Genomic DNA, 13,018 nt, shown 5'->3' on the forward strand with positions numbered 1-13,018 from the left:
TTTTTCAGGATTTTCTCAACTTCCGGCCGGTGCGGTCGTTCAGGGAGCGAAATGCCTTCCAATCCTGAGCGGAGCCCCCGGTGACCGGAACTGAAACCTTGCTGCCCCATATGAGGGGCGTGCTCGCCTGCGAGCGCGAACTTGCCGAGCTGCGGCTGACCTGGCGCCTGATCGAAACCACCGCCAAGATGGTGTGTCCGGCCGAAGCCAAGACCATATTGCCGGCCATGGCCAGTACGCGTGAAGCGTTCGGACAACTGGAATCGGATCTTGTGCGCGCGCTCGCGGCGGAGAATGTGCGCAAGGTGGCGCTGCAGTTGTCGGCGCGGGCACAGGCGGTGGTCGACGTCGTCGTGCGCAATCTGTACGAGCGCACTGCCGATGTCGGTTTCCTGTCGACCGACGCAGACATCTGTCGCTTCCTGATGGAGGATGCCGGAGACCGCGAACTGCTCGAAGCGCGGCTGCACGAATACATCCGCAAATACACCGTCTACGACGGCATTTTCGTGCTCGATCACCGGGGCGATGTGGCAGCGGCGATAGGCGGGGCAAGCAGTGCGCGTCTGGAGCATGCGCTGTTCGAACGCGCGCTGCACGCGCAGGGGCATGTCGAGCATTTCGGCCACAGCACGCTGTTGCCGGATCGCGAGCGGGCGCTGCTGTACGCGCACCGTATCGAATGCGAGGGGCGGGCGCTCGGTGTGCTGGTGCTGTCCTTTCGTTTCGACAACGAAATGGCGGGCATTTTCGCCACCTTCCGCCGGCCGCGCGACCGCGCCGTCATGCTGTTGCTGGATGCCGGCGGACGCGTCATCGCCAGCAGCGATCCGGACCATGTCCCCTTGGGCCGCAGCCCGGATAACGAGAGGGACGCTTCAGGCGGCGGACTGGTGGAGTTCGGCGGTCGCGAATACATCGTGTGTACCCGTGAAGCCACCGGTTACCAGGGCTATGCCGGCCCGGGCTGGCGCGGCCAGGTCATGGTGCCGGCCGACACCGCCTTCCGCGACGAGAAGGTGGCGGGCGACGTCCCGGCCGACGGGTCCGACTGGGCTCTGCAATCCGGCGAGCTGATGGCGATCGAGGCCCAGGCAGGCGCGATCAAGGACGCGCTGAACCGTGTCGTGTGGAACGGCCAGGTCATGGCGGGCGGACGCCGCGGCGATTCGCTGAAACTGAAATCCATGCTGCAGCAGATCAGCGAAACCGGCGAACGCATGCGCGCCGTTTTTTCAGGAGCGCTCGCCACGCTGTCCGACACGGTGCACAGCACCACGCTGCTCGATCTTCAGTTCGTGTCGCGGCTCATGATGGATGTGATGGACCGCAATCTGTACGAACGCGCCAACGACTGCCGCTGGTGGTCGCTCGCGCCCGCGCTGCGTGCCGGTCTTGCGGGCGGACGGCCGGACGCGCACATGCTCGGCCGGCTGCTGGACGACATCAACCGGCTCTACACCGTCTACGACAGGTTGTTCGTGTTCGACGAACAGGGCTGCATCGTGGCGTGCAGCAATCTGTCCGGTGCGGCGGAGCGCACACTGGGTCGGCATGTCGATGCTGCGCTGCTCGATGCGGTACGGCGCCTGCCCGATACGCAGTCCTATACGGTGACTGCGTTCGAGCCGACGCCATTGCATCGCGGCGAACATACTTACATCTACTGCGCGGCGGTGCGCGCGCCGGACGACGACGCGCGCGTGGTCGGTGGCATTGGCATCGTGTTCGAATCCGGCCGCGAATTCCGCGCCATGCTGGGTGAGCTGTTGCCGCAGCGCGAAGGGGTATGGGCTGCCTTCTGCGAACCGGACGGCAGGGTGATCGCCAGCACCCGGGCCGACCTGCCGCCGGGCGCCCGGCTTCCGCTGGGCGGGCTGGCGCAGGGGCTGGCCGCGGGTGCGAGTCGACACGCGGTCGACGAACTGGCTGGCACACGTCACAGCATAGGCATCGCCGCCTCTGCGGGTTACCGCGAATACAAGACCACAGGCGACTACCGTAACGATGTGCTGGCGGTGGTCGCCATGCCCTTGCCCGGGGCTCGCAGTGCAAGTGTGTCGCTGGACGAACTGGCGGCCGCCTATGAGGTGGACGTGAGAGAGGGTGAAGGCGAGGAATTCGCCCTGTTTCGTCTCGACGACCGCCATCTCGCGGTCACCGCACAGCGCGTGCTGGAAGCGGCCGAGCCAGACCGTGTGCGTTGCTTCGGCAGCGGCGAAGGACTGGTCGCCGGTGTGCTGCAACTGGATGAAGGCGTGCGCGCCGAACATGTGCCGGTGATCCATCTGCGTGCCTTCTTCGACCTGCCGCTGCAGCCCGGTCGAGGTCACGTGGTGGTGACACAGTGCGCGCGCGGCCGCCTCGGCCTCATCGTCGACGACCTGCTCACCGTAGCCGAATTCGGGCCGGACAACGTGCGCCCGGTTCCGGACATGCTCACCGCACGCTTCCGCTGGCTGGAACGCCTCATCATCACCGGGCGCGACCGGCCGCTGGCGACCGTGCTGGATCTGGATGCGCTCTACGACATGCTGCGTGAGCGCATGCGCGGCGAGCTGATCGATCCGGCCCTGCTCGAACAGGCCGGTCATGGCGGCGCACAGCCGCCTGTGCCGTCCCTTACGCCACGACTGGCGAGCGCTGCGTCAGGCGGGTGAGCATGGCCGCGCGTTCGCGGATGCGGCCGCCCTGCAACACGAATCCGAGCACATCGTCCGATGCGTCGGCGAGAAAGACGCCGCGCAGACCGTCAGAGTCATCCGCCTCGACGACCCACCGGCCGGCATCCGCAGGGGCGGGCGCACACATCAGTGTCGGGCAGGCGGGGGTCTTGATCGTGACCGGCATGGGTGGGTAGTGCACCGCCGTGGGCGTGCCGCACAGCGTGGCCGCGAGCGCCCGCGCACCATGCATGATGGGCAGCAGGAAAGGTTGCAGCCGGCCGTCGATCTGCACACAGTCGCCCAGCGCGAACACATGGGGCGCCGAAGTGCGCAGGCAGTCGTCGGTCACAATGCCGGCCGCGGTCGCGATGTCGGCGCTGCCCGGCAGACCGGCCTCCACATGCAGACCGATGGCGGATATGACGACATCGACTTCTTCCTCGATCGCACCCGCGCCGACGCGGTAGCCGCCCGGACCTCGCACCACGCGGTCCGGTGCCTGTCCCAGGTGCAGCGCGACGCCGGCGCGCGCGAGCGCGCCCGCAATGCGCTGCGATGCGAAGTCCGGCAGCAGGCGGTGCAATGGCCGCGATGCGCTGTCGAACAGTGCGACCGCATGGCCGCCGGTGCGCAGATCGAGCGCCAGTTCGCAGCCGACCAGCCCGGCACCGATCACTGCCACCCGCGCATCGAGCCCGAGACGGGCGCGCAAGCGACGGTAGTCGTCCAGGGAATTCACCGCGATCGCGTCGGCGCCGCCGTCTCCGCTCACCTGCAATGGCCGTGGCGAGGCGCCGGTGGCAAGCACCAGTGCCTCGTAGCGCAGCATGCCGCGGTCGGTGTGCAACAGCCGCGACGGTACGTCGATGGACAGCGCGCGCGTGTGCACGAGCAGCCGGACGTCCAGCGCCTCCGCCATGGCCGCGGCGTTCTGGCTCACCAGGGCCTGTACCGGACGCTGGTCCGCGTGCGCGGTGGACAAGGCCGGCTTGGAATACACATCGCCACTGTCCGCGGTCACGATGGTGAGCGCACGCCGCGCATCGCGGCGGCGCAGTTCGCGCACCAGGGACAGCGCCGCGTGACCGCAGCCGACGACGACGATGCCGGCGTCGCTCTCAGGCGGCATCGACGCGCTCGATGCTGAACGGGATGGGATTGCGCATCGTATTGGCGACCGGGGAGAAGTAGTTGGCGGTCTTCACGATGTCATCCATCTCCTCGGCCGAGCCCTCGCCCTCCACGATCACCTTGACGCGGATGTTCTGGAAGCCCATCTGCTCCGGCTTGCGCTCGGCGCCGCCGGCACCCCACGCGGCGGTGTTGCCGATGTCCGCCTCAAGGAACACCTCCAGCCGGCTGAGCCGGATCTGGCGATAGGTCGCGACCGCGGTGATGCCCACGGCGAGGCAGCCACCGAGCGCCGACAGCACGATCTCGCCGGGCGCCGGCGCGGTGTTCTCGCCGAACAGATGCAGCGGTTCGTCGACCACCACCGGGTTGTGGATGCCGACGAAGCTCCACGAGCGGTACTGACCCTGCATCACGGTGTGCACCTTGTTGATGCCCTTGCGCTCGGGATTCTCACGCCCGGCGGCGGCGAACTTCAGCAGACCTTCGCGATCGATCGGGCGCAGATAGGTCTTGACGGTTTCGGTACTCATTGCATGCTCCTGTGGGTGAGGGGGCGGACCGGCTCAGAGGCTGGCCTGCAGGGATTTGAGATAGGCATCCGGCTTGGCCGGATCGAAGGTCTTGCCCAGAATCGTGTGGGTGCGATAAGTGTCGCCCGGCGGCGCCAGGCCCAGTTCGGCCATGCGCTTGCGCGCGTCGGTGGCGAGGAATACGCGCTCGGCGATGTCGCGGAAGTTCACGTCGCCCTTTACATAGCCCCAGCGCTTCATCTGGGTGAGCATCCACACCGCCATCGAGTGCCAGGGGAAGGGGTCGAAGGCGATGCGGTTCGGTTCGTTGCGCACCTGTCCCAGCCCGTCGGCGAAGCGCCCGGTCAGCACCTGTTCCACCACGGTCAGGGGCTGGTTGAGGTAGTTGGCCGGGGCGATCAGGTCGGCCACCTGCTTGCGGTTCTCCGCCTTGTTGGCGTAGGCGGTGGCGCGTATCAGCGCGCGCACCAGGGCGGCGAAGGTGTTCGGATTGGCGCGCACGAACTCGTCGCTCGCCGCGAAGGCGCAGCACGGGTGGTTGTCCCAGATTTCGCTGGTGAGCAAGTGGATGAAGCCGACGTTGTCATAGACCGCGCGCTGGTTGAAGGGCTCGGCAACGATGAAGCCGTCGATCGCACCCGAGCGCAGGTTGGACACCATGTCGGGCGGCGCCATCACGCGCAGTTGCACGTCGCGGTCCGGATCCAGGCCGTGCGCGGCCAGATAGTGGCGCAGCAGGAAGTTGTGCATCGAGTAGTCGAATGGAATGGCGAAGCGCATGCCCTTCCAGTTCTTCGGATCGCGGTTCTCGCGGTGCTTCGTGTGCAGCGTGATCGCGTTGCCATTGGTGTTTTCCATCACCGGCATCACCATCGGCACCGAGGTCGAGCCCAGGCCCATCGATATCGCCAGCGGCATCGGTGACAGCATGTGCGAAGCGTCGTACTCCCTGGACAGCACCTTGTCGCGCACCACCGCCCAGCCCGCCGTTTTCTGAAGGTCGACCTTCAGCCCCTCCTTGTCGTAGAAGTGGGCGGCGCCGGCCAGGATGATGGGTGTGGCGCAGGTGATGGGCAGGAAGCCCACCTTGAGGTCCTTTTTTTCCAGCGGCAGCTTTTCGTCCGCCATCGCTTCCAGCGCGGAAAACGGGAACAGGGCCGACAGGGCGGCCATCGCGCCGGACGCCCCTACCGCGCGCAGGAAGCCGCGACGCTGTCGCGCGTCCGGCACGATCGCGCGCAGCGCGGCCGACTGCAGGATGCCGGCATCGAGCGAGGTGGCGCGGGCGTGTTCGGCTTCCGAGGCATGGCGGCCGCAGCGGCAGCCGGCATGGGCGTGGGGCGTATCGTCGGATCGATCAGATGGCATGGCGGAACTCCCGGGTCGAAGAGGTGCGAGGTATCGTTGCGTGATGCGAGCGGGAGGCACTCAGAAATCGAGTGGCTCGAAGTCGGTCTTGGTGACGCCGCACTCCGGGCAGTACCAGTCATCCGGGATGTCCTCGAACGCGGTGCCGGGTGCGATGCCGCCTTGCGGATCGCCTTGTTCCGGGTCGTAGATCCAGTTGCACACCTTGCATATCCAGGCACGCGTGACAGTCGTGTTCATGGTGGCTCCGGTCAGGCGGGAACGGCGGCGCGTGCCGCTTCGATGCGCGCGATCTCCCGGCGCAGGTGCTTGGTGGCCGGTGTGACGATGGCGATGAAATAGGCTTCGCGCAGGCGTCGCTGTGCCGGGCTGCGCAGCAGGTAGCCCTTGGCGCCCATGTGCAGCATTGCCGCCTGCGCGGCGCGCAACGCCAGTTCGCCGCCCGCCAGCCTCAGCTTCAGGATGTCCAGAACGTCGGCGCTGCCGGCATCGACCTGCAGCGCCAGCGCCCGCGCCTGCTCGCGCGCCGCGTCCAGCGCGATGCGCAGCGGGCCGACCTGATCGTCCAGATACTGGTTCACATGGGCATGCGTGCGGTTGGACTGTTCCATCAGGCGGATGCAGGCTTCGACCAGGCCCAGTCCCATGCCCATCTGGCCGTGGATCATGCCGGGCTTGATGCGTTTCACATACTCGGCCGATTGTTCGGGGTGGGCGAGCACATGGGCATCCGGCACGAAGGTGTCGCGGAAATGGCAGGCCAGCGTGCGCGTGCCCTCCAGTCCCACGAAATGTGCGCAGTCCACCAGGCGGAAACCCTCCTGCGCGCAATCGATGAGCATGAACATGAGTCCGTCCTGCGTGCCGTCGCGCAGTACCGGACAACCGGTCACGAACACGTGGTCGGGACCGAGGTTGGATACCCAGGGCAGCACACCATTGACGCGGTAGCCACCGTCGACCCGCACGGCCGAGAGCCGGTAGTCCTCGATGCCATCTCCCGACTTCAGCGTGTTGGACAGACCGGTGCCGGCGAGCCGTTCGCCGCTGAGGACGCGCGGCAGCAGGCTGCGCTTGAGCCCTTCGTTGTCGGACTGCTGGATGTAGCGTGCGCAGGCGGTCTGGCACCACACGGTGAAGGCGGTGGATACGCATTCGCGAGCCACCTCGTCCATCACGTCTATCACATGGGCGAGGCCCGCATCCGGGCCGGCGTGTGCCGCGCCCCGGTAGCCGCCCGCCGCACCGAGTGCACGCAGGAACTGCTCGGGGTATTCCGCCTTCTGGTCGATGTCCAGCACCTTGGGGGCGAGCGACGAAGCGATCAGTGCGCGTATGGCCGACAGGTCATCGGCAGCGGCGGGGAAGGCGCGTTCGGCAAGTGCGCTGGCGGACATTCAACTCTCCTGCGTGACGATCTGTGTTGCAGACGCTTTCGCAAGTGCCGTGCCAGACTGGAAAGTTGTTGCGGATCAAGCGGTTGTCGATTCCGCCTGCCCGGGCGCGCGGGTGCCAATGTTCACTTATTGTTTACACAATGTCGACTTTATCGATGCCACGTCTATCCCCAGCACCTGTATCCGGTAATTCAACTGACGCAGCGTCAGATCGAGGCTGCGCGCCGCGCGCGACTTGTTGCCTCGGTGCTGCTGCAGCGCCTGCGCGATGCGCGCCGCTTCGTCGGATGCCACCGGCTGATAGTCGCGGATGACCGAGTGCGCGAGGCCACCGGGACTGCGCGCAACCGATGCCGCCTGCGCCGGTGCTTCGTTGGCGAGCACGGCCGCGATGTCGGACGCGCCGACCAGGTCGCTGCGCGTGAGCAGCACGACACGTTCGACCACGTTGTAGAGCTGACGGATGTTTCCGGGCCAGTCGTGGGTTTCCAGCAGGGCGAGCGCATCGGCCGGCACGGTGATGTTGCGCTGGTGGCGCTGGTTCAGTTGCGACACGAACACCCGCACGAGCTGGCGGATGTCGCCCGGCCGCTCGCGCAGTGCCGGCAACCGTATCGGGATCACGTTGAGCCGGTAGAACAGGTCGAGCCGGAAGCGGCCGCCCTGCACCAGGGCCATGAGGTCCTGGTGGGTGGCGGCGACGATGCGCACATCCACCGGTATCTCGACACGTCCACCCAGCCGCTCGATCACGCGCTCCTGCAGCGCGCGCAGCAGCTTCACCTGCACCGGCAGCGGCAGATCCCCGATCTCGTCCAGGAACAGCGTGCCGCCGCTGGCCTGCTCCAGCCGGCCGATGCGCCGCTCGCTGGCGCCGGTGAAGGCGCCCTTCTCATGGCCGAACAGCTCCGCCTCGAACAGCGTTTCGGGAATGGCCGCGCAATTCACCTTCACGAAGGGCTGATCGCGGCGCAGGCTCTGCAGGTGCAGCGCGCGCGCGAACAGCTCCTTGCCGGTGCCGGATTCTCCCAGCAGCAGCACGGTGGCGTCGGTGGGCGACACCTGTTCGAGCTGGCCGAGCGCGGCGCGCAGCGCGGGCGAATCGCCGACGATGCCCCAGTTCGCGCCCGGCGACGCGCGATGTTCGAGCGCGGCCTTCAGGGTGCGGTTCTCCTGCTGCAGATCGGCCGTGCGCTTCTCCACCAGTTCGTGGATGCGGTAGATCTGGCCCATCAGTTCCGCCACCGTGCGCAGCACCTCGATGTCGGCGCCCAGAGCGCGCTTGCGCGAACGCAGCCGGTGCACGCCCAGCACGCCTATGGTCCTGCGGTTGGCGCGCACCGGCAGCGCGATGAAGGACACGGTTTCATCCGGCAGCGTGCTGCGCGCGACCGCGCGAGCGAGATAGACCGGCTCGTCGTCGATGTCCTGCACGATCTGCAGCTCGCCGGTCTGCATCACGCGGCCGCTCACACCCTCGCCCGGCGCATAGCGGCCGCGCGCGACTTCCGCCCGCGTCAGTCCGTAGGCCACGCGTATCGCAAGTTCTCCGGTGGCCGCGTCGGGCATCATGAAGCGGCCGCGGTTCAGTCCCAGCAGTTCCGACATGAGGTGAAGGATTTCACGCACCGCGCGATCCGGCGCCAGCCCTTTGCCGACCAGCCGTATGCTTTCCCGCAGCAGCAGTTGTTCCTGTTCCACGAGGTGTTCGTGGTCGGTGGAGGATGCGTTGCGGGTGCGGGTCATGGGCGCGGATGTGCGTGGGAATCCGCGCCAAGCATAACGCTGTCCGCCGCAGGTCCGGAGCGGGCAGGGAAAGTGCGTACGTGGCATCGCGTTCCACGCCGGGCCGGCGCACACTGCCCGGTGCATTTTTCGTACGCGTAAAAAATTCGGTCAAGTCGAGCGAACGGGCGCCGTAGAAGCTCGTGGATTCAATGCCTTGTACACCATGAGGCGAAACAGCCCACGAACCCCGAGGTGTTCCAACCATGCAGATACGTAATCTTTCCATCCGCGCCCAGCTCGGCTTCCTCGCGCTCGTCACCTGCGGCCTGCTGGGCGTGGCGCTGGCCGGTGCGCTGTGGCAGATGAAGGTCAGCGGCACGCGTCTGTCCGCTTTCATCGACAACGAACTGGCGGTCGAGCGCCATGTTGTGCAGGCCTATGCCCAGGGCCTGCAGATGGGGCAGGCGCTGCGCAACATCCTGCTCGATCCGGCCAACAAGAAGGCTTACGACAATCTCGACCGCGCACGCAAGGCCTTCGATGAGGCGCTGCCCCTCATCCGTCAGCACGCCACCCTGCTTGATGGCGGAGCGGATGCCGCTGCCCGCATGGAGGCACTGGCCAAGGCCTGGGTGCCGCTGCAGGCGCAGGTGGTCGCGCAGGTTCAGCCGGGCGATGTGGCCACTGCACGCGACACCCTGGTGCGCGCGGAAACGCCCGCCTGGCGGGAAATGCGCGCCGAACTGATGAAACAGAGCGAACACCTGCAGAAACTGGCGCTGGCGATGCGCTCGGATTCGGCGGCGGCACTGGAACGGGGCATGTTCGTCGTGGCCGGGCTCGGTCTGGTCGCGCTGTGCGCCTGTGTCGGCGCATCCCTCATGGTCGTCCGCTCGGTGCTCGGCCGTCTTGGCGGCGAACCCGCCTACGCCGCCGAAGTGGCGCGACGCATTGCCGTCGGCGATCTGCAGCAGCCGGTTGTCTGCGGGCGCGGTGCGAGCCAGAGCATGCTGGCCGCGATGAAGGACATGCAGGACTCCCTGCAGGCCATGATACGGGGCATACGCGCCGAAGCAGCGCGCGTGGTCAGCGCGTCGGAAGGTCTGCACGCGGATCAGGGGCAGGTGGCCAGCGCATCCGATATGCAGAGTGAAGCCACGCAGTCCATCGCTGCGTCGGTGGAACAGATGACGGCCAGCATTGCCGTCGTGGCCGACCACGCGACCGAAGCCAACCAGCTCGGCATCAACACCGAGGCGGAAGTGCGTGCCAGTGTTGTCGTGATCAACGAAGCGGTGGATGCGATCAGCCGCGTCGCCGAACGGATGACGGCGTCTGCCGCGGTGGTGGCCGAACTGGCCGAAAGCGCAGCGAGCATTTCGCAGATCACCGGGGTGATCGAGGAAATCGCCGATCAGACCAATCTGCTCGCGCTGAATGCCGCGATCGAGGCGGCGCGTGCCGGTGAAACCGGACGGGGTTTCGCCGTTGTGGCCGACGAGGTGCGCAAGCTGGCCGAGCGCACCGGCAAGTCGACGCGACAGATCACGGAAATGATAGGCCGGGTGCAGGCCAATACGCGCGAAGCCATCGCCAGCATGGAAGAAGGACGAGAACTGGCCGGACGCGGCGCCGACAGCGCCGGCCGGGCGCGCGAGGCGCTGGCGTCGCTGGAACATGGTGCCACGCGGGTGAGCGCTGCGGTGGGTGCCATCAACGACGCGCTGTCCGAACAGCGCCATGCCAGCACCCAGATCGCGCAGGGCGTGGAACGCATTGCCGGCATGAGCGACGAGGCGCGCGCATCGACCAGCCGCTCGGCCGCGCGTGCCGAGGAACTCAAGCAGCTTGCCGACGGACTGGAACACACGGTGAGCCGCTTCCGCATCGCCGGCTGAGCCGCGCGCCGGGGCACGGCGCGCGCTCAGTCGTCCGCCGCGAGCGCGAGTGCGAGGATGCGCTGCGCGACGTGCGGCCAGGCCAGCTCGCGCGCAGCAGCAACGGTGTTCGCTTCGTAGCTCGCCTGCTCGCCGGCACTCATTCCGATGAAGCGGCACAAGGTTTGCCGCACCCCTTCGACGTCGGTCCGGGCGGGCATCAGGCCAACGCCGTAGTCGGCCACCAGTGCCCCGCTTTCCGCCGCATCCGCGCACAGGGCGAGCCGTCGGTGCGCGATCGCCTGGCACAGTACGCCCGATGCACCCATGAAATCGCGGTAACAGGCCCAGACTGCGTCGGCTGCCGCGAAATGGCGCGTCACCGCGTCGTCGTCCAGGAAGTGCTCGTGCCGCATCACGGTCAACTGCGGCTTCGCCAGCAGGGCGGGCGAATCGAAAGGATGTTCCTCGTCGTGCGAGGTGCGGATGCCGGCGAACACGAGGGTAAGCGGGCGATCGAGAGTCATCCGGTCGATCGCGGCACCCAGCGTGTCGACATGCTTTCGGCGTATCGCCTGCATGCCGAATACCAGCAGCACACGCGCGTCCTCCGCCATGCCCAGCGCGCGCCGCGCGGCTGTCCGGTCCAGGTGCGCGGGGGCGACCGGCCACAGACCCCAAGGCACATAGTGGCCCTTGTCCGGCCACGCCATGTTCAGGCGCACCCACTCGAGCAGCTTTCGCGAGTGCACGATCAGGGTGGTCTTGTGCAGGCGCAGACGGTCCAGCCGCAGCAGACGCTGCAGCCGGTGCCGCGTCCAACTGAAGCTGTAGTGTTCGGTGAATGCCGTCCGGTGTCGATACAGACCCAGGCAGCGTGCCACGGCGAGCGGCCAGGTGCTCTGCTGGTTGTCCGGCTTGAAGTCCGTCCAGTACACCAGATCGTAGTCGGCAGGGCGCGTATTGAGCGCGATCCAGAACAGCGCGAGCAGTATCGGCGCGCGCTGCAGCGCATGCCAGGCTGCGCGCGCGACGCCGCCGCCGGGTGGAGCCAGCGTGGCCAGGCTGATGAGCCGGTAGGGGGCATCGGCGGGTGTCGCCAGCGCGGGCTGCGCGGGTGCGAGCACGGTCACCTGCGCGCCATTCAGCGCGAATCCGCGCGCGAGGTCGTGCGGAAAGGTGGAGTAGTGCCCCAGCCTGTGCATGAAAGGACCGACGACAAGAATGCGTTTCTGCAACGGTGCGGAGCGGTCTTCGGACGCCATGGCAGGGCTCACGGTTTGTGCGCTTCGAGATTCAGGCTGACCGGAAAGGAGCGGTCGCCCAGATGGATGGGCCGTGAAGCCCAGTCTTCGAAATCGTGGTGCGCGCACGCGTGGGGATGCCAGTCGGCGATCCCGACAAAGCCCGCCCGCAGCAACTGATCGGCGAGGAAATCGCGATTGAATGCCACGTAGTGAATGTTGTGGGCGTAGTCCTGTCCACCCACCAGCGGCGCGGCGATGGCCCGGATGTCGCGGCCGGCGGCCTCATACAGGCGCACGATGCGGTCGAAATCCGGCACCGACAGGCGCAGCAGACCGCCCGGCCTCAATATGTGCGCCATTTCCTTTAGCGTGGCGACGATGCGCGGGCGCATCACATGTTCCAGCACATGGCACATGTACACCATGTCCAGCGCAGCATCGGGAATCATCGTCAGCCGCGTGATGTCGCGGCGGACGAAATGGACATGCGGCAGCGGACGCGCGTCGAGCTTGATGAAACCCGGCGCATCGACGTCGCTACAGCCGATGTGCAGCAACCGCCGCCCGTCCGCCGTCGCCGGCAAGCCCGCGAGCCGGCGACGCCAGCGCCACGCGCGGACGGCGGAGCGGACACGGCGGGCGGCGGCGGGAAGATTCATCGCGCGGCAGGCGTCAACTGGGGTGGCAAGGGTCGGGGCACGAACCGCAGCAATGTGCGGCAGCAGGCATGCGGTCGGACTGCGCACAGCCGTCGCAGATAGTACATTGACGTGAGCGCACTGCGTCACCGCCGCGCCGGGACAGGCGCAGGGCTGCGAAGATGGGCGGAGCCGAACTCCGGTCGACCCGGAAGCCGGCGACACCACGGCTTCATCGGGCCTGCAAAAGCAAAAAGGCCAACCCCGAAGAGTTGGCCTGAGTGCTTGAATCTAGTGGTGGTGATGGGGGGACTTGAACCCTCGACCTACGGATTATGAATCCGTCGCTCTAACCAGCTGAGCTACATCACCACGCGAAAGGCGGTGGATTTTCGTGGAGCGGCGGGGACTTGTCAAGGACGGCGGTGGCGCC

Annotated in this window: 10 protein-coding genes and 1 tRNA gene; 2 read left to right on the top strand and 9 right to left on the bottom strand. The window is 67.1% G+C overall.

Annotated elements, in window-relative coordinates; all coding sequences use genetic code 11:
• The first annotated feature begins 80 nt into the window (after positions 1-80).
• Complete coding sequence (locus A3Q7_RS19980; protein WP_232418004.1) at positions 81-2,660, top strand: chemotaxis protein CheW; 2,580 nt, start codon at positions 81-83, stop codon at positions 2,658-2,660.
• Here A3Q7_RS19980 and A3Q7_RS0115695 read toward each other — a convergent pair.
• The 6 genes from A3Q7_RS0115695 to A3Q7_RS0115720 all read right to left on the bottom strand — a co-directional run bounded on the left by A3Q7_RS0115695 (position 2,623) and on the right by A3Q7_RS0115720 (position 8,841).
• A complete protein-coding gene (locus tag A3Q7_RS0115695; RefSeq protein ID WP_018412857.1) occupies positions 2,623-3,795 on the bottom strand; it encodes an FAD-dependent oxidoreductase in 1,173 nt (390 codons plus the stop codon). The genes A3Q7_RS19980 and A3Q7_RS0115695 overlap by 38 nt on opposite strands.
• Complete coding sequence (locus A3Q7_RS0115700) at positions 3,785-4,330, bottom strand: OsmC family protein (protein ID WP_018412858.1); 546 nt, start codon at positions 4,328-4,330, stop codon at positions 3,785-3,787. The genes A3Q7_RS0115695 and A3Q7_RS0115700 overlap by 11 nt, the downstream gene beginning before the upstream one ends.
• A 33-nt stretch (positions 4,331-4,363) precedes the next feature.
• Entirely contained in the window at positions 4,364-5,698 is a 1,335-nt protein-coding gene (locus tag A3Q7_RS0115705; RefSeq protein WP_018412859.1) for a CmpA/NrtA family ABC transporter substrate-binding protein, read from the bottom strand.
• Positions 5,699-5,758: 60 nt separating this feature from the next.
• Positions 5,759-5,938 (bottom strand): rubredoxin, encoded by a 180-nt coding sequence (rd, locus tag A3Q7_RS0115710; protein WP_018412860.1) that lies wholly within the window; start codon positions 5,936-5,938, stop codon positions 5,759-5,761.
• Positions 5,939-5,949: 11 nt separating this feature from the next.
• Positions 5,950-7,095, bottom strand: a complete 1,146-nt coding sequence (locus A3Q7_RS0115715; protein WP_018412861.1) for an acyl-CoA dehydrogenase family protein — start codon at positions 7,093-7,095, stop codon at positions 5,950-5,952.
• A gap of 126 nt (positions 7,096-7,221) precedes the next feature.
• On the bottom strand, positions 7,222-8,841 hold the full coding sequence (locus tag A3Q7_RS0115720) for a sigma-54 interaction domain-containing protein (RefSeq protein WP_018412862.1): 1,620 nt from the start codon (positions 8,839-8,841) through the stop codon (positions 7,222-7,224).
• A gap of 245 nt (positions 8,842-9,086) precedes the next feature.
• Between A3Q7_RS0115720 and A3Q7_RS0115725 the strand changes: the two genes are divergently transcribed.
• Positions 9,087-10,721: a methyl-accepting chemotaxis protein gene (locus A3Q7_RS0115725; RefSeq protein WP_018412863.1), complete on the top strand. Its 1,635-nt coding sequence runs from the start codon at positions 9,087-9,089 to the stop codon at positions 10,719-10,721.
• Between the two features lie 26 nt (positions 10,722-10,747).
• On the opposite strand, the gene A3Q7_RS0115730 is transcribed toward A3Q7_RS0115725, so the two are convergent.
• The 3 genes from A3Q7_RS0115730 to A3Q7_RS0115740 all read right to left on the bottom strand — a co-directional run bounded on the left by A3Q7_RS0115730 (position 10,748) and on the right by A3Q7_RS0115740 (position 12,957).
• Complete coding sequence (locus tag A3Q7_RS0115730; protein ID WP_018412864.1) at positions 10,748-11,965, bottom strand: glycosyltransferase family protein; 1,218 nt, start codon at positions 11,963-11,965, stop codon at positions 10,748-10,750.
• A gap of 8 nt (positions 11,966-11,973) precedes the next feature.
• A complete protein-coding gene (locus A3Q7_RS0115735; protein WP_157278213.1) occupies positions 11,974-12,504 on the bottom strand; it encodes a class I SAM-dependent methyltransferase in 531 nt (176 codons plus the stop codon).
• A gap of 376 nt (positions 12,505-12,880) precedes the next feature.
• Positions 12,881-12,957: transfer RNA gene (locus A3Q7_RS0115740), tRNA-Met, on the bottom strand.
• Positions 12,958-13,018: the final 61 nt, after the last annotated feature.

Origin of the sequence: Methyloversatilis thermotolerans, from assembly GCF_000372885.1 — a bacterium.
GTDB classification, from domain to species: domain Bacteria; phylum Pseudomonadota; class Gammaproteobacteria; order Burkholderiales; family Rhodocyclaceae; genus Methyloversatilis; species Methyloversatilis thermotolerans.

Excerpts from the sequence above, each read along its gene's own strand:
- A3Q7_RS0115695 (WP_018412857.1), bottom strand. The coding sequence starts at position 3,795 with ATGCCGCCTGAGAGCGACGCCGGCATCGTCGTCGTCGGCTGCGGTCAC.
- A3Q7_RS0115700 (WP_018412858.1), bottom strand. The coding sequence starts at position 4,330 with ATGAGTACCGAAACCGTCAAGACCTATCTGCGCCCGATCGATCGCGAA.
- A3Q7_RS0115705 (WP_018412859.1), bottom strand. The coding sequence starts at position 5,698 with ATGCCATCTGATCGATCCGACGATACGCCCCACGCCCATGCCGGCTGC.
- rd (WP_018412860.1), bottom strand. The coding sequence starts at position 5,938 with ATGAACACGACTGTCACGCGTGCCTGGATATGCAAGGTGTGCAACTGG.
- A3Q7_RS0115715 (WP_018412861.1), bottom strand. The coding sequence starts at position 7,095 with ATGTCCGCCAGCGCACTTGCCGAACGCGCCTTCCCCGCCGCTGCCGAT.
- A3Q7_RS0115720 (WP_018412862.1), bottom strand. The coding sequence starts at position 8,841 with ATGACCCGCACCCGCAACGCATCCTCCACCGACCACGAACACCTCGTG.
- A3Q7_RS0115725 (WP_018412863.1), top strand. The coding sequence starts at position 9,087 with ATGCAGATACGTAATCTTTCCATCCGCGCCCAGCTCGGCTTCCTCGCG.
- A3Q7_RS0115730 (WP_018412864.1), bottom strand. The coding sequence starts at position 11,965 with ATGGCGTCCGAAGACCGCTCCGCACCGTTGCAGAAACGCATTCTTGTC.